19 protein-coding genes are annotated in these 21747 nt (G+C 66.4%); 18 read left to right on the forward strand and 1 reads right to left on the reverse strand.

The genetic code is table 11. The annotated features are described in order from the left end of the window. Positions 1 to 174 precede the first annotated feature (174 nt). The 17 genes from mraZ (at position 175) to F464_RS0101875 (ending at position 18281) form a co-directional block, all read left to right on the forward strand. Positions 175 to 618 carry a division/cell wall cluster transcriptional repressor MraZ gene (mraZ, locus tag F464_RS0101795; protein ID WP_018988057.1) on the forward strand — a complete coding sequence of 148 codons (444 nt, stop codon included), beginning with the start codon at positions 175 to 177 and terminating at the stop codon, positions 616 to 618. Beyond that, complete coding sequence (rsmH, locus tag F464_RS0101800; protein WP_018988058.1) at positions 615 to 1553, forward strand: 16S rRNA (cytosine(1402)-N(4))-methyltransferase RsmH; 939 nt, start codon at positions 615 to 617, stop codon at positions 1551 to 1553. The genes mraZ and rsmH overlap by 4 nt, the downstream gene beginning before the upstream one ends. Next, positions 1550 to 1816, forward strand: a complete 267-nt coding sequence (ftsL, locus tag F464_RS0101805; protein WP_018988059.1) for a cell division protein FtsL — start codon at positions 1550 to 1552, stop codon at positions 1814 to 1816. The genes rsmH and ftsL overlap by 4 nt, the downstream gene beginning before the upstream one ends. Continuing rightward, positions 1813 to 3567 carry a peptidoglycan D,D-transpeptidase FtsI family protein gene (locus F464_RS0101810; RefSeq protein WP_018988060.1) on the forward strand — a complete coding sequence of 585 codons (1755 nt, stop codon included), beginning with the start codon at positions 1813 to 1815 and terminating at the stop codon, positions 3565 to 3567. The genes ftsL and F464_RS0101810 overlap by 4 nt, the downstream gene beginning before the upstream one ends. Further along, positions 3564 to 5072: a UDP-N-acetylmuramoyl-L-alanyl-D-glutamate--2,6-diaminopimelate ligase gene (locus F464_RS0101815; protein WP_018988061.1), complete on the forward strand. Its 1509-nt coding sequence runs from the start codon at positions 3564 to 3566 to the stop codon at positions 5070 to 5072. The genes F464_RS0101810 and F464_RS0101815 overlap by 4 nt, the downstream gene beginning before the upstream one ends. Continuing rightward, on the forward strand, positions 5066 to 6466 hold the full coding sequence (locus F464_RS0101820) for a UDP-N-acetylmuramoyl-tripeptide--D-alanyl-D-alanine ligase (protein WP_026295660.1): 1401 nt from the start codon (positions 5066 to 5068) through the stop codon (positions 6464 to 6466). Before F464_RS0101815 ends, F464_RS0101820 begins: the two co-directional genes overlap by 7 nt. Positions 6467 to 6469: 3 nt before the next feature. Further along, positions 6470 to 7558: a phospho-N-acetylmuramoyl-pentapeptide-transferase gene (gene mraY / locus F464_RS0101825; protein ID WP_018988063.1), complete on the forward strand. Its 1089-nt coding sequence runs from the start codon at positions 6470 to 6472 to the stop codon at positions 7556 to 7558. After that, complete coding sequence (gene murD / locus F464_RS0101830; protein ID WP_018988064.1) at positions 7555 to 8952, forward strand: UDP-N-acetylmuramoyl-L-alanine--D-glutamate ligase; 1398 nt, start codon at positions 7555 to 7557, stop codon at positions 8950 to 8952. Before mraY ends, murD begins: the two co-directional genes overlap by 4 nt. Then, the gene (gene ftsW, locus F464_RS0101835) at positions 8949 to 10181 is read left to right on the forward strand and encodes a putative lipid II flippase FtsW (RefSeq protein ID WP_018988065.1); all 1233 of its coding nucleotides are present in this window, start codon (positions 8949 to 8951) and stop codon (positions 10179 to 10181) included. Before murD ends, ftsW begins: the two co-directional genes overlap by 4 nt. Beyond that, entirely contained in the window at positions 10178 to 11248 is a 1071-nt protein-coding gene (murG, locus tag F464_RS0101840) for an undecaprenyldiphospho-muramoylpentapeptide beta-N-acetylglucosaminyltransferase (protein WP_018988066.1), read from the forward strand. The genes ftsW and murG overlap by 4 nt, the downstream gene beginning before the upstream one ends. After that, positions 11245 to 12660, forward strand: a complete 1416-nt coding sequence (gene murC / locus F464_RS0101845) for a UDP-N-acetylmuramate--L-alanine ligase (RefSeq protein WP_018988067.1) — start codon at positions 11245 to 11247, stop codon at positions 12658 to 12660. The genes murG and murC overlap by 4 nt, the downstream gene beginning before the upstream one ends. A 38-nt stretch (positions 12661 to 12698) precedes the next feature. After that, the gene (locus F464_RS0101850) at positions 12699 to 13613 is read left to right on the forward strand and encodes a D-alanine--D-alanine ligase (protein WP_026295661.1); all 915 of its coding nucleotides are present in this window, start codon (positions 12699 to 12701) and stop codon (positions 13611 to 13613) included. Further along, complete coding sequence (locus F464_RS0101855; RefSeq protein WP_018988069.1) at positions 13597 to 14445, forward strand: cell division protein FtsQ/DivIB; 849 nt, start codon at positions 13597 to 13599, stop codon at positions 14443 to 14445. Before F464_RS0101850 ends, F464_RS0101855 begins: the two co-directional genes overlap by 17 nt. Next, complete coding sequence (gene ftsA, locus F464_RS0101860) at positions 14442 to 15671, forward strand: cell division protein FtsA (RefSeq protein WP_018988070.1); 1230 nt, start codon at positions 14442 to 14444, stop codon at positions 15669 to 15671. The genes F464_RS0101855 and ftsA overlap by 4 nt, the downstream gene beginning before the upstream one ends. A gap of 144 nt (positions 15672 to 15815) precedes the next feature. Beyond that, on the forward strand, positions 15816 to 16955 hold the full coding sequence (gene ftsZ, locus F464_RS0101865) for a cell division protein FtsZ (RefSeq protein ID WP_018988071.1): 1140 nt from the start codon (positions 15816 to 15818) through the stop codon (positions 16953 to 16955). Positions 16956 to 17161: 206 nt separating this feature from the next. Next, complete coding sequence (gene lpxC / locus F464_RS0101870; RefSeq protein ID WP_018988072.1) at positions 17162 to 18082, forward strand: UDP-3-O-acyl-N-acetylglucosamine deacetylase; 921 nt, start codon at positions 17162 to 17164, stop codon at positions 18080 to 18082. Between the two features lie 10 nt (positions 18083 to 18092). Further along, the gene (locus F464_RS0101875) at positions 18093 to 18281 is read left to right on the forward strand and encodes a hypothetical protein (RefSeq protein ID WP_018988073.1); all 189 of its coding nucleotides are present in this window, start codon (positions 18093 to 18095) and stop codon (positions 18279 to 18281) included. A 105-nt stretch (positions 18282 to 18386) separates the two neighbouring features. Here F464_RS0101875 and F464_RS0101880 read toward each other — a convergent pair whose 3' ends face one another. After that, entirely contained in the window at positions 18387 to 18821 is a 435-nt protein-coding gene (locus F464_RS0101880) for a DciA family protein (protein ID WP_018988074.1), read from the reverse strand. 168 nt (positions 18822 to 18989) lie between these two features. On the opposite strand from F464_RS0101880, the gene secA reads away from it, so the two are divergent. After that, positions 18990 to 21713, forward strand: coding sequence for a preprotein translocase subunit SecA (secA, locus tag F464_RS0101885; protein ID WP_018988075.1), 2724 nt, complete (start codon positions 18990 to 18992; stop codon positions 21711 to 21713). The last annotated feature ends 34 nt before the right edge of the window (positions 21714 to 21747 follow it).

Here is a 21747-nt window from a genome sequence, read left to right on the forward strand (position 1 = left end):
TTTCAGGGTTTATGGCGGCGCTTCGCTCGTTCATAAGTCATTGTGTAGCAACGGAAAACTCCCTGCGCGCGGCTTGACCCCCCAATTCCTTTACTCTAAAGTGGGGTCTGGTGGTGAAAAGTGGGTCGAAGTGGCATATGCATGCTGCCTCGGCGGGCAAAATCAGGGGGTGGAATGTTCCAGGGAGCCGCTGCGCTCAGTCTCGATGCCAAGGGTCGCGTTGCGATCCCCGCGCGGCATCGTGACGCCCTCGTTCCCGACGGGGCGCCGCTGGTCGTCACTGCCCATCCCCACAAGTGTCTGCTGGTCTATCCGCAAGCGGTCTGGGAGCCGATCCGCGCGCAGGTCGCGGCGATGCCCGGCCTCGATCCCGCCGCTGCCGCGCTCAAGCGTCTGCTGATCGGTTTTGCCCAGGAGGAAGAGCTCGATGGCGCGGGGCGTGTGCTGATCGCCCCGTCGTCGCGTCAGTGGGCCGGGCTGGACAAGCAGGTGTGGCTGGTCGGGCAGGGAACCCACTTCGAATTGTGGTCGGATGCCGGCTGGCAGAAGCAGCAGGAGGCGATGCTGGCGCTTTCCGGCGCCGCCCTGCCGGCAGGATTCGAGAGCCTAGCGCTGTGAGCCTTCAGCCCAAGCACGTGACCGTGCTCCTTTCCGAAGCTGTCGATGCGTTGGCGATCCGGCCCGACGGTGTCTATGTGGACGGCACCTTCGGTCGCGGTGGTCATAGCCGGGCGATTCTCGCGGCGCTGGGGCCGGAGGGGCGGCTCATCGCCTTCGATCGCGATCCGTCGGCGATCGAGGTCGGGCGTGAGATCGCCGATTCCCGTCTGACCCTCGTCCATGCGCCTTTCAGCTCGTTTGCCGAGGAACTCGACGACCTCGGCGTCAGCCGGGTTGACGGCGTGCTACTCGATCTTGGCGTGTCCTCTCCGCAGCTCGACGAGCCGGAGCGGGGCATGAGTTTCCGTTTCGATGCGCCGCTCGACATGCGTATGGACACGAGCCGCGGGCAGACCGTGGCGCAATGGCTGGCAGATGCGTCTGTCGCGCAAATCACGGAGGTACTCAGGGATTATGGGGAAGAACGGTTTGCTTATGCGATTGCAAAGGCGATTGCAGCTGCTCGGACAGGGGGGGCTGTTGCAACCACTCGACAGCTTGCCGAGATCGTGGAAAAGGCGGTCCGCACACGCGAGCCGGGGCAGCACCCGGCGACCCGCAGTTTCCAGGCTCTACGGATTTTCATCAATCAGGAGCTCGAAGAGCTTTCGCTGATCCTGCCGGATGCGGTGGCGCGACTGAAGCCGGGCGGGCGGCTCGCGGTGATCAGCTTTCATTCGCTCGAGGATCGTATCGTCAAGCGTTTCATGCGTGACGAGTCGCGACCGCCGCAGCTGCCCTCGCGGTTGCCGGTGCGTGCCGCGGACCTGCCCAAGCCGCGTCTGGCGCTGGTCGGCAAGGCCGCCCGCCCGAGCGAGGCCGAGGTTGCGGCCAATCCGCGTGCCCGCAGCGCCGTGATGCGCGTGGCCGAGCGCACGGAGGCGCAGGCGTGATCCGCACCGATGCCTTCCTCGTCGCGGTGGCGGTGGCGAGCGCGCTGGGCGTGGTCGCGTCGCAGCACCAGGCGCGCAAGCTGTTCTCGGAGCTCGAGCGCGAGCAGACCCGCGCTCACGGCCTCGAAGTGGAGTGGGACCAGTTGCAGCTCGAGCAGAGCACCTGGGCTGCCCATGCGCGCGTCGAGAAGATCGCCCGCGAGCGGATCGGGATGCGTGCTCCGGTGCCGGGGCAGGTCTTTTCGATCGAGGGGGCCAAATGAGCAAACAGCGGACGGTGACCTTCAATCACAACCCCTTGCTGCGGCACGGCCTGCCGACCTGGCGTCCGCGGGCCGTGATGCTGGCTCTGATGGCCTGCTCGCTGGCGCTGATCGGACGTTCGATGTACCTGCAGGGGGTCAATAACGAGTTCCTGCAGGCGAAGGGCGAGTCGCGCTACGCACGGGTGCTCGAGGTGCCGGCGACGCGCGGCCGCGTCACGGACCGCCATGGCGACATGCTGGCGGTGAGCACCCCGGTGCGTTCGATCTGGGCGATCCCCACCGACGTGAATCTCACTCCGCCGGACGCGCGCAAGCTCGCGGGCCTGCTGGAAATGGACGTCCAGGAACTCAACCGCCGTCTCGCCGCGGGTCGCGATTTCGTCTACCTGAAACGCCAGCTGTCGCCCGAGACTGCACAGCAGATCGCCGACCTCAAGCTCGCCGGCATCCATCAGCAGCAGGAATACCGCCGCTACTATCCCGGCGGCGAGGTGATGGCTCACGTGCTGGGTTTTACCGGTGTCGATGACAAGGGGCAGGAAGGCGTCGAGCTCGCGTTCGACGGCATCCTTGCCGGCAAGTCGGGCGCGCGGCGCGTTATCCGCGACCGTCGCGGGCAGATCATCGAGGACGTCGAGGCCATCCGTGCGCCGCGCGACGGGCAGGATCTCGCGCTGTCGATCGACGCCAAGATCCAGTACCTCGCTTATTCGGCGCTGCGCCAGGCGATGCAGACGCACAAGGCGAAGGCCGGTGCGTCGGTGGTGCTCGATGCGCGCACCGGCGAGGTGCTGGCGCTGGTCAATGCGCCCACCTACAACCCGAACAATCGCACGAATCTCAGCGGTGCACAACTGCGCAACCGTGTGCTCACCGACGTGTATGAGCCGGGCTCGATCATGAAGCCGTTCATCGTGAGCCTGGCTCTCGAGCGCGGCAAGGTGCAGCCCGGGACCATCATCGACACGTCTCCCGGTCGATTGACGATCGGCCGTGCGACGATTTCCGATTCGCACCGTCACGGCGCATTGACGGTGGCACAGGTGATTCAGAAGTCGTCAAATATCGGCACGGTGAAGGTTGCGTTCAACTTCTCGCCCGACGAAATGTGGCGCCTTTACGACGACCTGGGTTTCGGCAAGCCGCTCAACCTCGGCTTCCCGGGCGAGGCGGGCGGGCGCCTGCGTCCGGCGAAGACGTGGAAGCCGATCGAGCAGGCGACGATGTCCTACGGCCACGGTATTTCCGTGAGCCTTATCCAGATGGCGCACGCTTACCTTGTGTTCGCTCGCGACGGCGAGTTGGTGCCCCTGTCGTTGACGCGCCTCGATGCGCCACCGGTTGGCGGCAAGCATATTTTCTCGGCGGCGACGGCGCGCGACATGCGCGGGATGCTCGAACTAGCGTCCGGGCCGGGCGGCACGGCGCCGCAGGCGCAGATCGCCGGCTACCGCGTCGCGGGCAAGACCGGCACGGCAATCAAGCTGGATGGTGCGCACTACACCAACAAATATGTTTCGTCCTATGTCGGACTGGCTCCCGCCTCCGATCCGCGGCTTATCGTTGCCGTGATGATCGACGAACCCTCTGCGGGACAGTATTACGGCGGCGCAGTCGCGGCGCCCGTGTTTGCCCAGATTACTGAAGGAGCGCTACGCGCGCTCGGCGTGGCGCCCGACGCTCCGTTGGTGCCGCTGCAGCTCGCACAGAAGCAGGGGGCGGTTGTGCCTGTGCGGGAGCGCATGTGAGCCTCGCACTCGCATCCGCGATCCTCGAACGCCTACACCAGGCCGGCGTCGCGCCGACCGGCATCACGGCGGACTCGCGCCGCGTGCAGGCTGGCGACCTGTTTGCCGCGTGGCCCGGGTTGAGCTCGGATGGACGCAAGTTCATCGGTGCCGCGGTCGAACGCGGCGCTGCCGCAGTATTGTGGGACGACCGCGGCGGATTCCGCGCGGAAGGGATGCCGGTGCCGGCAATTCCGGTCGCCGAACTGCGTAGCCTCGGGGGCTATTTCGCGCACCTGATTCATGGTTGCCCGTCCGACAGGCAGTGGGTCGTCGGAGTGACCGGCACCAACGGGAAGACCACCGTCACCCAGTGGCTGGCTGCCGCCCTTGCCCGCCTGGGCGAGAAATGCGGCGTGATCGGAACGCTGGGCAACGGCTTTCCGGGGCAGCTCGCCGATACGCTGAACACGACGCCGGATGCGCTCGAAGTTCACCGCGTGCTGGGTGACTTCCTGTCTGCGGGCGGGAGCGCGGCGACGATGGAAGTGTCGTCGATCGGCCTCGACCAGGAGCGCGTCAACGCCGTCGCTTTCGATGTCGCCGTGTTCACGAACCTGAGCCGCGACCATCTCGACTATCACGGCACGATGGAAGCCTACGGTGCCGCGAAAGCCCGGCTGTTCGATCAGCCCGGCCTGGGTTGCGCGGTGATCAATGTCGACGACGCCTTTGGCCTGGGGCAGGCGCGTCGTCTCGCCGGCTCAGGGCTGCCGGTGATCGGTTATACCCAGTCTGTCGCGGCGACGCCCGTGCAGGGCGTGCGCCTGCTGTGCGCGCAGGATGTCCGGATGTCGGCATCGGGCTTGCGCTTCGTCATGGCTCATGAAGGCGCACGGCGCGAACTGGACGTGCCTATGGTGGCACCGTTCAACGTGTCCAACCTGCTCGCGGTTGCCGGGGCGCTGCTCGCGCGCGGCTTGCCGCTGGACGAGATCGTGCATGCGATCGCGCATCTGACGCCGCCGCAGGGGCGCATGCAGCTTGTGGGCGGTGTTGCCGAGCCGCTGGTCGTCGTCGATTACGCGCATACCCCGGACGCGCTGGCGAAAGTGCTCGAGTCCGTGCGCGCCACCGTCGCGACGCGTGGCGGGCGCCTCGTGTGCGTGTTCGGTTGCGGCGGCGACCGCGATCCGGGCAAGCGCCCGCTGATGGGCGAGGCCGCGCGGGACCGTGCAGATCGGGTGATCGTCACCAGCGACAATCCGCGTTCCGAGGATCCGGCGAAGATCATCGATGCCATCATGCAGGGTGCGGGTTCGCAGGCCGAGCGGGTGGTCGACCGGGCGCAGGCGATCCGCATCGCGGTCGCCGAGGCCGGTGCCAACGATGTCGTCGTGCTCGCCGGCAAGGGGCATGAGCCCTATCAGGAGATCCTGGGCGTGCGTCTGCCCTTTTCGGATGTCGAGCAGGCGCACATCGCCCTGCGCGAATGGACCCTGGCCAGGGGGGCGGGCGCATGCTGAGCCTCGCGGAAGCGGGACGACTCGCCGGATTCCGCGTGCTTGGCGACGCGACCTTCTCGTGCGTTGGCACCGACAGCCGGCGCATCCTGCCCGGCCAGCTGTTCGTCGCGCTGCGCGGCGAGCATTTCGACGGCCACGACTTCGTCGAGCAGGCCGCGGCGGCAGGTGCCGTTGCCGCGCTGGTCGATGAAGCATGGCAGCGCGAACATGAGGACGTCGAGTTTGCGCGCCTGGTCGTGAGCGATACCCGCATCGCGCTCGGTGCCCTCGCGGCGCATTGGCGCAGCCGCTTCGACATCCCGCTGATCGGCGTGACCGGCAGCAACGGCAAGACCACGGTCAAGGAGATGTGCGCCGCGATCATGCGCGCCCAGGCCATGCATGACGGCCATGCAGCGGACTGCGTGCTCGCGACGGCCGGCAATCTCAACAACGACATCGGTCTGCCGCTGACCTTGCTCGAGTTGCGTGAGCATCACCGTGCCGCGGTGATCGAGATGGGCATGAACCACCCGGGCGAGATCGGCTACCTGACTGCCCTTGCCCGACCGACCGTGGCGATCGTCACGAACGCCCAGCGTGCCCATCTGCAGGGCATGGGTTCGCTGGTCGGGATCGCGAAGGAGAAGGGTGCCATCTATGGCGGCCTGGGCGACAAGGGCATTGCCGTGGTGAATGCCGATGATCCCCATTGCGCGCTGTGGCGGGAGCTGAACCGCGGACGCCCCGTAGTGACTTTCTCCGCCAGTCACGCGGCGGATGTGAACGCGAAGGCCGATTTTCACGGGCTCGGCGCCCGCCTCACGCTGACCACCTCGGCGGGCAGCGTCGAGTTCGACCTGCCGGTGCCGGGCGAGCACAACGTGCGCAACGCGGCGGGTGCCGCTGCGGCCTGCCTTGCCGCCGGTGCATCGCAGGCTGCGGTCGTCGAGGGGCTTTCCGGCTTCAGCGGGGCGCCGGGCCGCCTGCAGCGGCGTGCGGGTCTGAACGGAGCGCTGGTCATCGACGACACCTACAACGCGAATCCCGACTCGGTACGCGCGGCGATCGACGTTCTGGCCTCGACGGCCGGGCATACCGTACTGGTGCTGGGCGACATGGGCGAAGTCGGCACGACCAGCGCGCAACTGCACGACGAGGTCGGAGGCTACGCCAAGAGCAAGGGCGTGGATGAGCTCTACGCCCTGGGTGAAATGAGCGCGGTTGCAGCGCACAACTTCGGCGAAGGCGGGCAGAAATTCGCCACCGCCGAGGCTCTGCTGGCTGCGCTGGCGCCGCGACTCGATGCGAACACGGTGGTGCTGGTGAAGGGCTCCCGTTTCATGCGGATGGAGCGGGTGGCGAACGGGCTTGCGGCGGTGCACAATGGCGCCCCTTCACAGGAGTCTCATTAGGCCATGCTGCTCGAACTCGCCCTCTGGCTGGGTCAGGATATCCGCACCTTCAACGTGTTCGGCTACATCACGCTGCGCACGGTCCTTGCGGCGCTCACCGCGCTGATCATTTCCTTTGTCTTCGGTCCGTCGCTGATCCGCTGGCTGGCGGCGAAAAAGATCGGCCAGGCTGTGCGCGATGACGGCCCGAAATCGCATCTCACCAAGGCCGGCACTCCCACGATGGGCGGCGCGCTGATCCTCATCGCGATCGCGGTCACGACGCTGATGTGGGGCGATCTGCGCAACCAGTACATTTGGGTGACACTGTTCGTCACGCTGGGCTTCGGCGCGGTCGGTTGGGTCGATGACTGGCGCAAGGTCGTGCGTCGCGACCCGAAGGGCCTGCCGAGCCGCTGGAAGTATCTGTGGACCTCTCTGATCGCGCTGGCCGCGGCGCTGTTTCTGGGGCTCACTGCGCACGAGCCGGCACAGACCGAACTGATCGTGCCCTTCTTCAAGGCCGTCTCGTACCCGTTGGGCATCTACGGTTTCATCGCGCTTTCGTACTTCGTCATCAATGGCACGAGCCACGCGGTGAACCTCACCGACGGTCTCGACGGCCTCGCGATCATGCCGACCGTGATGGTCGCCGGCGCGCTCGCGATCTTCGCCTACGTCGCCGGCCATGCCGGTTTCTCGAAGTATCTCGGCGTGCCCTACATCAACGGTGCGGGTGAACTCGCCGTGTTCTGCGGCGCCTTGTGCGGGGCGGGCCTCGGCTTTCTGTGGTTCAACGCCTACCCCGCGGAAGTCTTCATGGGCGACGTCGGCGCGCTGGCGCTGGGGGCCGCGCTGGGAACGGTTGCGGTCGTCGTGCGCCAGGAAATCGTGCTCTTCATCATGGGTGGTCTCTTCGTTGCCGAGACGATGTCGGTGATGGCGCAGGTGTTGTACTTCAAGTACAGCGGCGGCAAGCGCATCTTCCGCATGGCGCCCCTGCATCACCACTACGAACTGGGTGGCTGGAAGGAAACCCAGGTCGTGGTGCGCTTCTGGATCATCACGATCATGCTCGTGCTGTTCGGCCTTTCGACCCTGAAGCTGAGATGAGCGCCGCATCCGACAAGCTCGTACTGGTTCTCGGGCTCGGCGAGTCCGGCCTGGCGATGGCGCAGTGGTGCGCACGGCAGGGTGCGCGCGTGCGCGTGGCCGACAGCCGCAGCGAGCCGCCGGGTCTCTCGGTGCTCAGGGCGAGCGTGCCGGCGGCCGAGATCGTCCTCGGCGAGTTCACGGACCGTCTTCTCGACGGCGTCGCGCGCATTGCGCTCAGTCCGGGCATCGACGCACGCACGCCGGTGCTTGTCGAGGCGCGTCGCCGCGGCATCGCGGTGGTCGGCGAGATGACGCTGCTTGCCGACGCGCTCGCGGGGCTGGCGCGGGCCCGCACCCGAATCCTTGCGATCACGGGCACGAACGGCAAGACCACGACTACCGCGCTGACGGCGGCGCTGTGCCGCGCGGCCGGACTGGATGCCGTCGCCGCGGGCAACATTAGCCCCGCCGCGCTGACCGTGCTCATGGAGCGGCTCGATCGCGGTGCTGCGCTCCCCGACTGCTGGGTGCTGGAGCTGTCGAGCTTCCAGCTCGAAACCACCGCCGGTCTGAATGCCGAAGGTGCGACGGTGCTGAACGTCACCGACGACCATCTCGACCGCCACGGCGACCTCGACGGCTACGCGGCCGTCAAGGCGCGCATCTTCGACGGCGATGGCGTGCAGGTGCTCAACCGCCAGGACGCGCGCGTGATGGCGATGGCGCAATCCGGGCGGCGTGTCGTGTCCTTCGGCACGGACGCACCGGCGGGCCCCGACGATTACGGCATCGTCGCCGACGCGGAAGGTGCCGAATGGCTCGCCTGCGGCGGGCAGAGCCTGCTGCGTGTCGCCGAACTTCCGATCGCCGGTGCGCACAATGCGGCGAACGCCATGGCTGCACTGGCGCTCGCGCGCGCGATCGATCTTCCCTATCCGGCGCTGATCGCGGGCCTGAAGGCATTCCGCGGGCTGCCGCACCGCGTCGAGCCCGTTGCACGGCGGGCCGACGGCGTGGTGTTCTACGACGATTCCAAGGGCACCAACGTGGGGGCGACGCTGGCCGCTCTGGAAGGACTGGGCCGGCGGGTCGTCCTGATCGCCGGCGGTGACGGGAAAGGGCAGGATTTTTCGCCGCTGCGCGAGGCCGTTGCGCGCCACGCGCGTGCCGTGATGCTCATCGGCCGCGACGCCGCACTCATCGATACGGCGCTGGCCGGTTCGGGCGTGCCGACCGAGCGTGTGGCAGACATGGATGCGGCCGTTGCCCGCGCCGCGGCGCTCGCGCAGCCGGGCGATGTCGTGCTGCTTTCGCCCGCCTGCGCAAGCCTCGACATGTTCCGAAATTATGCGCATCGCGCAGAAGTGTTCGTTGCCGCGGTGCTTCGTCAATCGGGGGTGAGCGCGACATGAAATTCGTGTCGGCCCTGAGCGGCTGGATCACCTCGCGCAACGCCGGTGGCATCGGTTCGGACACGAGCCGCGCGGTCAATCGCCTGATGCGCCCGCAGACCCCCGCGCGCGACCTCGATCCGCTGCTGATCTGGTCCGCGGCCGCGCTGCTGCTCATCGGTCTCGTGATGGTCTATTCCTCGTCCATCGCGATCGCCGAAGGCAGCAAGTTCACCGGCTACCAGCAGTACTACTTCGTGATCCGCCACGCGATCTTCCTCGCGATCGGCGTGATCGGCGGCCTGACGGCCTTTCAGGTGACGATGCGCCAGTGGCAGCAGTTTGCGCCGCTGCTGTTCCTTGCCGGCCTCGCACTGCTGGTCGTGGTGCTGATCCCCGGGGTCGGTCGGGAAGTCAATGGCGCGCAGCGCTGGCTGCCGCTCGGCCCGGTCAATCTGCAGCCCTCCGAGCTGATGAAGCTCTTCGCCGCGTTGTATGCAGCGGACTACACGGTGCGCAAGCTCCCGGACATGGGCAGCTTCCGCCGCGGCTTCCTGCCGATGGCGGTCACCATCGTTCTCGTCGGATTCCTGCTGCTGCGCGAGCCCGACTTCGGCGCCTTCGTCGTCGTCGCCGCGATCGCGTTCGGCGTGCTGTTCCTCGGCGGCATCAACGTGCGCGTGTTCGTGCTGCTTGCGATCGTCGCGGTGATCGGCCTCGCGTTGCTGGTCTGGCTCTCCCCCTACCGCCGGGACCGTCTGTTCGGCTTCATGGACCCGTGGCAGGACGCCTTCGGCAAGGGTTACCAGCTCTCGCACGCACTGATCGCGTTCGGACGCGGCGAGTGGTTCGGCGTCGGCCTCGGCGCGAGCGTCGAAAAGCTCTTCTACCTGCCCGAAGCGCACACCGACTTCCTGCTTGCGGTGATCGCCGAGGAACTCGGTTTCGTTGGTGTACTGACCATCGTCGTGCTGTTCGCGATCCTCGTGCACCGCGCGATGCTCATCGGGCGCGAGGCGATCAAGCTCGAACGTTATTTCTCGGGCCTCGTGGCGATGGGTATCGGCCTGTGGATCGGCGTGCAGTCCTTCATCAACATGGGGGTGAATACGGGTTTGTTGCCCACCAAAGGGCTCACGCTCCCGATGATGAGCTTCGGCGGCTCGGGCATCGTCGCGAACTGTGTCGCGCTCGCGATCCTGCTGCGCGTTGACTGGGAGAACCGCCAAGTGATGCGGGGGCGCTCATGAAGACGCTCCTCGTCATGGCCGGAGGCACGGGCGGTCACATCTTCCCCGGCATTGCCGTGGCGGAAGTGCTGCGCGCGCGCGGATGGCGCATCGTGTGGATGGGCAACCCCGACGGCATGGAGGCGCGCATCGTCCCGGAGCGGGGCTACGAGACCGCATGGGTGCGCTTCACCGCGCTGCGCGGCAAGGGCATCGTGCGCAAGCTACTGCTGCCGTTGAACCTGCTGCGCGGGTTCTGGCAGGCGCTGCGCGAACTGGGGCGCATCCGCCCCGACGTCGTGCTGGGCATGGGCGGCTACGTGACCTTCCCGGGCGGCATGATGGCCGCGCTCACGGGTCGTCCCTTGCTTCTGCACGAACAGAATTCGGTTGCGGGGCTTGCGAACCGCGTGCTCGCCGGTGTTTCTGACCGGGTTCTCGCCGGCTTCCCGAAGGTGCTGAAGAAGGCTGCCTGGGTCGGCAACCCCGTGCGTGCCGACATCGCGGCCGTCGCCGCACCTGCCGAGCGCTTTGCCGGCCGGAGCGGTGCGCTCAAGGTGCTGGTGGTCGGCGGCAGTCTGGGGGCTGCGGTCCTCAATGAAACGGTGCCGCAGGCGCTCGCGCGCATGAAGCCGGGCGAGCGCCCGCTCGTCACGCACCAGGCCGGCACGAAACAGATCGACGCGCTGCGCAGCGCCTACGCCGCGGCCGGCGTCGAGGGCGAGCTGCTGCCCTTCATCGACGACATGGCGACGAAATACGCCGAAGCCGATCTCGTCATCTGCCGCGCCGGTGCGCTGACCGTCGCGGAACTGGCGGCTGCGGGTGCCGCGAGCCTGCTGGTGCCGTTCCCGCATGCGGTGGACGATCACCAGACCGGCAACGCGCGCTTCCTCGCCGATCAGGGAGCGGCCTATCTGCTCCCGCAAACCGAACTCAACGCCGAGCGGCTGGCGGGCATCCTGGCGAGCCTCGATCGCACGCGCCTGCTCGACATGGCCACAAAGGCGCGCGCGCTGGCAAAGCCGAACGCCGCCGAGGCGGTCGCGAAAGTCTGCGAAGACCTCGCGGCCGGGAGAAAGCAATGAAGCACAAAGTCAAGCGCATCCATTTCGTCGGCATCGGCGGCGCCGGCATGAGCGGCATTGCCGAGGTGCTGGTCAATCTCGGCTACACCGTGAGCGGCTCGGATCTCGGCGAAAACGCAGCGACACGCCGCCTGCGCGCGCTCGGTGCGCATGTCGTTTCCGGCCACGCTGCCGAGAATGTTGCCCAGGCCGATGCCGTCGTGATCTCCACCGCGGTGCGCAACGACAACCCGGAAGTGACGGCCGCGCGAGCACGCCACATCCCGGTCGTGCCCCGCGCCCAGATGCTCGCCGAGCTGATGCGCCTCAAGCAGGGCATCGCGATCGCGGGCACCCACGGCAAGACCACGACGACCTCGCTCGTCGCGAGCATCCTCGCGGAGGGTGGCCTGGACCCCACTTTCGTGATCGGCGGCAAGCTCAATGCAGCCGGCGCGAATGCGCGTCTCGGCAAGGGCGACTTCCTGGTCGCCGAGGCGGACGAGTCCGATGCCTCCTTCCTGCTGCTGACTCCTGTGATCTCGGTTGTCACGAACATCGACGCCGACCACATGGATACCTACGGACATGACTTCGCCCGCCTCAAGCAGGCCTTTGTCGACTTCCTCCAGCACCTGCCGTTCTACGGCGTCGCGGTGCTGTGCGAAGACGACCCGCACGTGCGCTCGATCATGCCGCTGGTGTCGAAGCAGATCGTCCGCTACGGCCTGTCGGAGACCGCCAACATCCGCGCCGAGAACATCCGCGCCGAGAGCGGCCGCATGCTGTTCGACGCCGTGCGCGTGAACGGCACGACGAGCCGCCTGCCGATCGAGCTGAACTTGCCGGGCCTGCACAACGTGCTCAATGCGCTCGCCGCGATCGCCGTGGCGACCGAGGCGCAGGTGCCGGACGAAGCGATCATCAAGGCGCTCGCCGAGTTCAAGGGCGTCGGGCGGCGATTCCAGCGCTACGGCGAGATTGCGTTGCGCGGCGAGGATGGCAGCGAGCGCGGCAGCTTCACCCTTATCGACGACTACGGCCACCACCCGGTCGAGATGGCCGCGACGCTTGCGGCCGCGCGGGGCGCGTTCCCCGGCCGCCGTCTCGTCCTTGCCTTCCAGCCGCACCGCTACACCCGCACGCGGGACTGTTTCGAAGACTTCGTGAAGGTCTTGTCGACCGTCGATGCCCTCCTGCTGGCGGAAGTGTATGCCGCTGGCGAGGCGCCGGTGGTCGCGGCGGACGGGCGCTCGTTGGCGCGTGCGATCCGCGTGTCGGGCAAGGTCGAGCCGGTCTTCGTCGAGGACATCGGCGACATGCCCGCGACGATCCTCTCGGCTGCGCGCGACGGCGACGTGGTGATCACGATGGGGGCGGGCTCGATCGGCGCCGTGCCCGGAAAACTGGCGAACAACGAGGAAGTGGCGTGAGCGGCGAAGTGATGGACAAGGCGGTGGTCGATCCGGCCATGCGTGCCAGATTCGGCAAGGTTGCGGTGCTGTTGGGCGGCACTTCGGCCGAAAGGGACGTTTCGCTGATGTCGGGCGGCGCCGTGCTCGCGGCCCTGCGTGCTGCGGGCGTCGATGCACATGGCTTCGACCCGGCCGAGCTCGACCTCCACGTTCTCAAGGAGCAGGGCTACGACCGCGCCTTCATCGCGCTGCACGGCCGCGGCGGCGAGGACGGCACGGTGCAGGGCATGCTGGAATTGCTCAAGATCCCCTACACGGGCAGCGGCGTGATGGCGTCCGCGCTGGCGATGGACAAGTGGCGCACGAAGATGGTGTGGGCGGCCTGCGGCCTGCCGACCCCGCGCTACGCGATCCTGAACGCCGATACCGATTGGGATGCGGTCGCGGCCGACCTGGGCCTGCCGATCTTCGTCAAGCCGGTGCATGAAGGTTCCAGCATGGGCGCGACCAAGGTCACCGAGCCCGGCCAGCTGAGGGCCGCATGGGAGCTCGCGGCCCGCTACGACAATCTCGTGATCGCCGAGGAGTTCATCTCCGGTGCGGAACTGACCGCGCCCTTCCTGCATGACCGGGCCCTGCCGCTGATCCGCATCGAAGCGCCCGGTGGCAACTACGACTACCAGAACAAGTACTTCACCGACGATACGCGCTACCTGTGTCCCTGCGGGCTGCCCGCCGAGCAAGAGCAGGCCCTGCAGGCGTTGATCATGCAGAGCGCCCGCGTGCTCGGTTGCCGCGGCTGGGGCCGTGCCGACCTGATCCTGACCGAGGACGGACGCCCCTATCTACTCGAAATGAACACCAGCCCGGGCATGACCGGCCATTCGCTGGTGCCGATGGCGGCACGCGTGGCTGGCATGGACTTCACCCAACTGTGTCTCGCGATCCTCGAGGATGCCCGCCTTGGCTGAATTCCGCCTCCGCTCTCCGCTTGCCGCGCGCGGGCTTTCCGGCACCAGCCGGATTCCCGGCCGCACGCATGAGCGCGAGGGTGTGTGGCACCGGCCGGCTGTGCTGAACCTGTTTTCGGACCTCCTGATGCTGTTCGCTGCGGTTGCGTTCGGCTATGCCTTCGTCGCGTGGTTCCTGTCGCGTCCGCTGTTTCCGCTGCGCGAGGTCGTCGTGCTGACGCCGCCGGCGCAGGTGACCAACGAGCAGCTCGAATACGTGGCCCGGAGCGCGATCCACGGCAATTTCTTCTCGGTGGACCTCGAAACCGTGCGTGAAACCTTCGAGAAACTGCCCTGGGTCCGGCGTGCCGAAGTCCGCCGCCGCTGGCCCGACGTGCTGGAGTTGCGCCTCGAGGAACATCAGGCCGTGGCGTACTGGACCGTGTCCGGAAGTGGCGACTCGCAGCTCGTGAACCGCCAGGGCGAAGTCTTCGTCGCAGCGAGCAATGCCGCCATGCCTTCCTTCTCGGGGCCCCAGGGCTCGGCGGCCTACATCCAGGCGAAGCATCGCGAATTCGGCGCGATGCTCGAGCCGCTCGGCCGCAGGCTCGTCGGTCTCGCACTGTCGGCGCGCGAGGCGTGGCAGCTCAAGCTCGACGACGGCATGGTCATCATGCTCGGACGCGACCAGGAAAAGGCGCCGATCGGCGAGCGCCTGGAACGTTTCGTGAGCGCCTGGCCGCAGGCGCGGGACAAGGTTGGTGTGCAGGTGGCGGTAGCGGACCTCCGCTATCCGAGCGGATTCGCCCTCACCCCGGTGGGGGACTTCAAGGCAGCGAAAGGCAAGCAATGAGCAAGGAATACAAGGACCTGATCGTCGGGCTGGACATCGGTACCGCCAAGGTCACGTGCATGGTCGCGGAGGTTCGTCCCGACGGGCGGATCAATGTCGTCGGGGTCGGCACGCAGCCGGCCAGCGGCCTCAAACGCGGCGTAGTCGTGAACATCGAGGCCACGGTCGATGCGATCTCGCGCGTGATCCAGGAAGTCGAGTTGATGGCGGAATGCAAGATCCGCGACGTCTATACGGGGATCGCGGGCAGCCATATCAAGAGTTTCAACTCGAATGGCATGGTCGCGATCAAGGACAAGGAAGTCACCCCGCTCGACGTCGAGCGCGTGATCGAGGTTGCCCGCGCGATGCCGGTGCCGGCCGAGCAGCAGATCCTGCACACCCTCACCCAGGAGTTCATCATCGACGGGCAGGGCGGGGTGCGCGAGCCGATCGGCATGAGCGGCGTCAAACTCGAAGTCAAAGTGCATATCGTCACCGGCGCCGTGTCGGCCGCACAGAACGTCATCAAGTGCGTGCGCCGCTGCGGGCTCGAAGTCATGGATCTCATCCTGCAGCCGCTCGCATCGAGCTACGCGGTGCTGACCGAGGACGAGAAGGAACTGGGTGTGTGCCTCGTCGACATCGGCGGCGGCACCACCGACATCGCGGTCTTCACGCACGGCGCGATCCGCCACACGGCGGTGCTCCCGGTCGCGGGCGACCAGATCACCAACGACATCGCGATGGCGCTGCGTACGCCGACCTCCGAAGCCGAGGAGATCAAGATCCGCCACGGCGTCGCGATGCACACGCTGGCCGACCCCGAGGAGATGATCGAGGTGCCCGGTGTCGGCGACCGCCCGCCGCGCCCGCTGTCGCGCCAGCGTCTTGCCGACGTCATCGAGCCGCGCGTGTCCGAACTGTTCGAACTCGTGCAGGCCGAACTGCGCCGCAGCGGTTACGAAGAGCTGCTGTCCTCGGGAATCGTGCTCACCGGGGGCTCGTCCGTGATGCTCGGCATGGTCGAGCTCGGCGAGGAAGTGTTCCACATGCCGGTGCGCGTGGGTGCGCCGCAGTACTCGGGCGGCCTCGCGGATGTCGTGTGCCACCCACGCTATGCCACGGCCATGGGCCTGGTCATGGAAGGCCACGCCCAGCGCCGTCGCGGCATGCTGGCGCGCGAGACGCGCAGCGTGCGGCAGGTGTTCGGCCGCATGAAATCGTGGTTCGAAAAGAATTTTTGACGGAATGGCGTGAATTTTTCAGCCAAATTGAATGAGTTGTTGATCAGGTCCCCGTATTTAGTTGTAAACTTTTGATTTATTACTAGATGTAGACTCGGCGGCAGCTCGGTGCATATTGGGGTTGTTTCTCAGGAGGCGAGGCAAATGTTTGAAATCATTGAGAAGGAGCAGACCGGCACGATCATCAAGGTGATCGGTGTCGGTGGTGCCGGCGGCAATGCCGTCGATCACATGATCCGGGAAGGGGTGCAGGGCGTCGAATTCATCGTCGCCAACACCGATGCGCAGGCGCTCAACCGCTGCCTCGCCCCGAACAAGATCCAGCTGGGCGACTCGGGTCTGGGTGCGGGCTCGAAGCCCGAGGCCGGCCGTGCCGCCGCGCAGGATTCGCGCGAATCGATCGCGGCGGCGCTCGACGGCGCCCACATGTGCTTCATCACCGGCGGCATGGGTGGCGGCACCGGCACCGGTGCAGCGCCGGTCGTGGCCGAGATCGCCAAGGAGATGGGCATCCTGACCGTTGCGGTCGTGACCAAGCCCTTCGACTTCGAGAACCGCCTGCGCGTTGCGGAAAGCGGCGTCGAGGAACTGACCCGCTACGTCGACTCGCTGATCATCGTCCTCAACGACAAGCTGCTCGAAGTGTACGGCGACGACGCCGGCTTCGAGGACTGCTTCCGTTCGGCGGACAACGTGCTGCGCAGCGCCGTTGGCGGCATCGCCGAGATCATCAACGTGCCCGGCCTGGTGAACGTCGACTTCCAGGACGTGCGTACCGCGATGGGCGAGATGGGGCGCGCGATGATGGGTTCGGCCGAAGCCTCCGGCATGGACCGCGCACGCATCGCCGCCGAGCAGGCCGCCGTGAGCCCCTTGCTCGAGGGTACGGAACTGTCCGGCGCGCGCTGCGTGCTGATCAACATCACCGCCAGCCGCTCGCTGAAGATGTCCGAAGTGCGCGATGCCGTGAAGACCGTCCAGGCCTTCGCCGCGCCCGAAGCCTTCGTCAAGTACGGCACCGTGTTCGACGAGTCGATGGAAGACCGCGTCCGCGTCACCGTCGTCGCGACCGGCCTCGGCATGCCGCGCGCCGCGCGCCAGCCGGTGATGCAGGTCGTGCAGGGCACGGGCACCTACGGTCCTTCGGTCGGCGGTATCGATCTCACCAACCTGGACGTTCCGGCGGTCATTCGCACCAACCGCCGCACGACGGTCGAGGCGATGAGCGCGAACGGCATGGGTACGTACGACATCCCGGCCTTCCTGCGCAAGCAGGCCGACTGAGCATAACCGGCTCCGCCCATGACGGGCGCGTGCTGTGGACCGTCGCCTCCGGTCTGCGGCACGCGCCCGTTTCTGTTTCCGTCGACGCAGCAGAGGCGTGATGGCATCACATAGCAACGCTGTGTTGCATGTTGCGATGCAGCGAAACTTGCCGCGTGACGCCGTGCCTGCGTGCTAAACTGCTGTCGTGTAACGGGAATTTAACGATGATCAGGCAGCGCACCCTCAAATCGCTCATCAAGGCCACCGGTGTTGGTCTGCACGGCGGACGCAAGGTCCAGCTGGTGTTGCGTCCGGCCGCGCCCGATACGGGCATCGTCTTCCACCGCGTCGATCTCGATCCGCCCGTGGACTTCCCGGCCGACCCCTATTCGGTGTGCGACACGCGCATGTGTTCTGGCCTCGAGCGCGGCGGCGCCAAGGTCGGCACCGTCGAACACCTGATGTCGGCCCTCGCCGGCCTGGGTATCGACAACCTGCACGTCGACGTCGATGCACCTGAACTCCCCATCCTTGACGGCAGTGCAGGTCCCTTCGTGTTCCTGCTGCAGTCGGCTGGCATCGAGGAGCAGAAGGCCGCGAAACGCTTCCTGCGCGTGAAGAAGGCCGTCGAATACCGTGAGGATGACAAGTGGGTGCGTCTCGAACCCTACGACGGTTTCCGGCTGGATTTCTCCATCGTGTTCAACCACCCTGCGATCGACAAGACCTCGACCCAGGTTAGCATCGATTTCGCCGAACACTCCTACGTCCGTGACGTCGCGCGCGCGCGCACCTTCGGCTTCATGCAGGACGTCGAGTTCATGCGCGCCAACGGCCTGGCGCTGGGCGGCAGCCTGGACAACGCGATCGTGATGGACGAATACCGCGTGCTCAATGCCGAAGGCTTGCGCTACGTGGACGAGTTCGTCAAGCACAAGGTCCTGGATGCGATCGGCGACCTCTACCTGTGCGGTCACCCGCTCCTTGCCCGGTATTCCGCACACAAGGCCGGGCATGCGTTGAACAACCAGGTGCTGCGCGTGCTGCTGGAAGACAGCAGCGCATGGGAAATCGTGACGTTCGAGCAGGACGCAGCGACCCCGGCGGCGGTCAGCCACCAGTTCGAACTCTCCCTCGCTGTCTGAGCGCCCGGCGATGCTGGTGATCCGGCTGTTTGCCATCCTTGCAGTGATCGGCATCGGCGGATCGCTCGTCGCGTGGATGCTCACGGGCAATCCCAAGTACCGCGTCTGGGCGTGGAACTGCCTCCGCGCCGGGATTGCCGTGCTGTTCGTGTTCCTCGCCTTGTTCGCGCTCGAACGCGTGTTCGTGCCCTTCGTCTAGCCTCCTCCCGGCAGGGGATGGGCTCGGGCGGGGGCTGCCGAAGCGCTGTCGCCGACATTCGGCAGCTCGGGTGCGAGCGAAGCCGGTTGATGGTCTGGCGGATGATCAGTCGCGGCGACTGCGTCGCACCAGGCGTTCGAGCGACTCGCGCAGCGGCGAATCCGCAGGCAGCGTGGCCGAGAAATCCGCGATGCTGCGGCTGCCGTCCTCCGAAATCGTGCGTTGCGGCGGAGGGCGCCGTTCCTCGTGCGTCTCGAGCACCTTCACCTTCACCTGCACGGTCTTGATAGGCAGCCCGACAGCGCCAAATTGCTGGATCAGCGAAGGCGCGATCTGCTTCAGGCGTGCGGCCGCGGCGCCACCGTTGGCGAGCAGCACCAGCGTGTCGCCCTTCAGGTTGGCGACCGAGCAGGCCGACGCAAGCGCGGGCGGGAGGTGTTGCTGGAGCAGGTTCTGCAGGCGCACCAGGCGCGCCGCGTGGTCCTTCAGGCGCGCAAGAGCGTCGCCGGTGCCCAGGAAGCGCTGGATGAGCTGGGTCATTGAGGTGCCGAAGTCGGATTGCGCCCTGATGGTAGGTCGGGCAGTCCTCGGCCGCAAGCGTGGATCTTCAATAGCGTGCCCGTACCCCGTCGCCGCATCCGCTGCGGGGCCTTGCGGCCGGCATGCTAAACTTCCCTTTTTGCCGAATCGGTCCCATCAGATACCCACATGATTTCCGGCCTGCTCAAGAAGATTTTCGGTAGTCGCAACGACCGCCTCATCCGCCAGTATTCCCAGACGGTACGCACCATCAATGCGCTGGAGCCGACGATCTCGGCCTTGACGGACGAGGCCCTGCGGGCCAAGACGGACGAATTCAGGCAGCGCGTCGCCAACGGCGAAAGCCTTGACAGCCTGCTGCCCGAAGCTTTCGCGGTCGTGCGCGAGGCGGCGAAGCGTGTCCACGGCATGCGCCACTTCGACGTGCAGCTGATCGGCGGTATGGTGCTGCACAACGGCAAGATCTCCGAAATGCGCACCGGCGAAGGCAAGACGCTGGTTGCGACGCTGCCGTCCTACCTCAATGCGCTCAGTGGCAAGGGTGTGCATGTCGTCACCGTCAACGACTACCTCGCGAGCCGCGATGCGGACTGGATGGGGCGCATCTATGGCTTCCTCGGACTGACGACGGGGTGCAACCTGTCGCGCATGTCGCACGAGGAAAAGCAGGCTGCCTACGGCGCTGACATCACCTACGGCACGAACAACGAATTCGGCTTCGATTACCTGCGCGACAACATGGTGTATTCCACCAGTGAGCGCGTGCAGCGCAGCCTCAACTTCGCGGTCGTCGACGAAGTGGACTCCATCCTGATCGACGAGGCGCGCACGCCGCTGATCATTTCCGGCCAGGCCGAGGACCACACCGAGCTGTACCTCAAGCTCAACCAGGTCGCGCCGATGCTCACGCAGCAGGAAGGCGAGGGTGAGGAGGTCACCAAGCCCGGCGACTACACGCTGGACCTCAAGGCGCGCCAGGTGCTGCTGACCGAACAGGGGCACGAGAACGCCGAGCAGATCCTCACGCGCATGGGCCTGCTGGCGGAGGGCGCAAGCCTGTACGACCCGGGCAACATCCTGCTCGTGCATCACCTCTACGCGGCACTGCGCGCGCACTCGCTGTACTTCAAGGACCAGCACTACGTCGTGCAGAACAACGAGGTGGTGATCGTCGATGAATTCACCGGCCGCCTGATGGCCGGTCGTCGCTGGTCCGAGGGGCTGCACCAGGCTGTCGAGGCCAAGGAAGGCGTGCGCATCCAGGCCGAGAACCAGACGCTCGCGTCGATTACCTTCCAGAACTACTTCCGTATGTACGGCAAGCTCGCCGGCATGACGGGCACCGCCGACACCGAAGCCTACGAGTTCCACCAGATCTATGGCCTGGAAACGGTCGTGGTCCCGACCAACCGGCCGATGCAGCGTCGCGACGACAACGACAAGGTGTACCGCACGGCGAAAGAAAAGTGGGATGCGGTGATCAGCGACATCCGCGAATGCGTCGGTCGCGGCCAACCGGTGCTGGTCGGCACGACTTCGATCGAGATCAACGAATTCCTCTCCGGCCTGCTGCAGCGCGAAAAGCTGCCCCATCAGCTGCTCAACGCCAAGCAGCATGAACACGAAGCCGAGATCGTCGCGCAGGCGGGTCGTCCCGGGGTCATCACGATCGCCACGAACATGGCCGGCCGCGGTACCGACATCGTGCTCGGCGGCAGCATCGAGCGCCAGATCGCCGCGATCCGCGACGACGAAGCGCTGCCCCAGGAACAGAAGGATGCGCGCATCGCGGAGATGCGTTCGGAATGGCAGAAAGTGCACGAGCAGGTGCTCTCGGCGGGCGGGCTGCACATCGTCGGTACCGAGCGGCACGAGTCCCGGCGCATCGACAATCAGCTGCGTGGCCGCGCTGGCCGCCAGGGCGACCCGGGCAGCTCGCGTTTCTACCTCTCGCTCGAAGACCCGCTGATGAAGATCTTCGCCGGCGAGCGGCTCAATGCGATCATGGTGCGGCTGAAGATGCCCGAAGGCGAGGCGATCGAGCACGCGATGGTCACGCGCTCGCTCGAGTCGGCCCAGCGCAAGGTCGAGCAACGCAACTTCGACATCCGCAAGCAGCTGCTTGAATATGACGATGTTGCCAACGACCAGCGCAAGGTCATCTACCAGCAGCGCAACGAGCTGCTCGAGAGCGAGGACATCGCCGACACGATCCATGCAATGCGCCAGGGGGTGTTGCACGATGCCTTCCGCATCTACGTGCCGGTCGATAGCGTCGAGGAACAGTGGGACATCGCGGCGCTGGAGCAGGCCCTCGCGGCGGAATTCCAGCTCCGCCTGCCGGTGGGCGAGTGGCTGAAGGCCGAATCGAATCTGGATGACGAGACCATTCTCAAGCGCATCCTCGCCGCGGCCGACGAGGCTTATGCTGCAAAGATCGCGCAGGTCGACGTGGGGGCGTGGCACAAGTTCGAGCGTGACGTGATGTTGCAGAGCCTCGACACGCACTGGCGCGAACATCTGGCCGCGCTGGATCATCTGCGTCAGGGCATTCATTTGCGCGGTTACGCGCAGAAGAACCCGAAGCAGGAGTACAAGCGCGAAGCCTTCGAGCTTTTCGAGGGCCTGCTCGAGACCGTGCGCAGCGAAGTCTCCAAGCTGCTGATGACCGTGCAGGTCCGCACCGAGTCGCAGCTCGAGGAGGCCGAACGTCCGCCCGAGCTGGACAATGTGCAGTACCACCACGCCGACTACGACGAGGCGCTCGGTGCCGCGGCGCAGGAGCAGGAAGGCGGTGTTGCCGTTGCGCAGGCCCCGAAGGTCGGGCGCAACGACCTCTGCCCCTGCGGCTCGGGGAAGAAGTACAAGCACTGCCACGGCAAGCTGAGCTGAGAAACGATGGGCGGCACGACGCGTTCCCGCCATG

Origin of the sequence: Aromatoleum toluclasticum ATCC 700605 (genome assembly GCF_000378245.1) — a bacterium.
GTDB classification, from domain to species: domain Bacteria; phylum Pseudomonadota; class Gammaproteobacteria; order Burkholderiales; family Rhodocyclaceae; genus Aromatoleum; species Aromatoleum toluclasticum.

What these genes read in the sequence shown, in the direction of transcription:
- mraZ (WP_018988057.1), top strand. Translation starts at nt 175, where the DNA reads ATGTTCCAGGGAGCCGCTGCGCTCAGTCTCGATGCCAAGGGTCGCGTT.
- F464_RS0101810 (WP_018988060.1), top strand. Translation starts at nt 1,813, where the DNA reads ATGAGCAAACAGCGGACGGTGACCTTCAATCACAACCCCTTGCTGCGG.
- F464_RS0101820 (WP_026295660.1), top strand. Translation starts at nt 5,066, where the DNA reads ATGCTGAGCCTCGCGGAAGCGGGACGACTCGCCGGATTCCGCGTGCTT.
- mraY (WP_018988063.1), top strand. Translation starts at nt 6,470, where the DNA reads ATGCTGCTCGAACTCGCCCTCTGGCTGGGTCAGGATATCCGCACCTTC.
- murD (WP_018988064.1), top strand. Translation starts at nt 7,555, where the DNA reads ATGAGCGCCGCATCCGACAAGCTCGTACTGGTTCTCGGGCTCGGCGAG.
- ftsW (WP_018988065.1), top strand. Translation starts at nt 8,949, where the DNA reads ATGAAATTCGTGTCGGCCCTGAGCGGCTGGATCACCTCGCGCAACGCC.
- murG (WP_018988066.1), top strand. Translation starts at nt 10,178, where the DNA reads ATGAAGACGCTCCTCGTCATGGCCGGAGGCACGGGCGGTCACATCTTC.
- murC (WP_018988067.1), top strand. Translation starts at nt 11,245, where the DNA reads ATGAAGCACAAAGTCAAGCGCATCCATTTCGTCGGCATCGGCGGCGCC.
- F464_RS0101850 (WP_026295661.1), top strand. Translation starts at nt 12,699, where the DNA reads ATGCGTGCCAGATTCGGCAAGGTTGCGGTGCTGTTGGGCGGCACTTCG.
- F464_RS0101855 (WP_018988069.1), top strand. Translation starts at nt 13,597, where the DNA reads ATGCCCGCCTTGGCTGAATTCCGCCTCCGCTCTCCGCTTGCCGCGCGC.
- ftsA (WP_018988070.1), top strand. Translation starts at nt 14,442, where the DNA reads ATGAGCAAGGAATACAAGGACCTGATCGTCGGGCTGGACATCGGTACC.
- ftsZ (WP_018988071.1), top strand. Translation starts at nt 15,816, where the DNA reads ATGTTTGAAATCATTGAGAAGGAGCAGACCGGCACGATCATCAAGGTG.
- lpxC (WP_018988072.1), top strand. Translation starts at nt 17,162, where the DNA reads ATGATCAGGCAGCGCACCCTCAAATCGCTCATCAAGGCCACCGGTGTT.
- F464_RS0101875 (WP_018988073.1), top strand. Translation starts at nt 18,093, where the DNA reads ATGCTGGTGATCCGGCTGTTTGCCATCCTTGCAGTGATCGGCATCGGC.
- F464_RS0101880 (WP_018988074.1), bottom strand. Translation starts at nt 18,821, where the DNA reads ATGACCCAGCTCATCCAGCGCTTCCTGGGCACCGGCGACGCTCTTGCG.
- secA (WP_018988075.1), top strand. Translation starts at nt 18,990, where the DNA reads ATGATTTCCGGCCTGCTCAAGAAGATTTTCGGTAGTCGCAACGACCGC.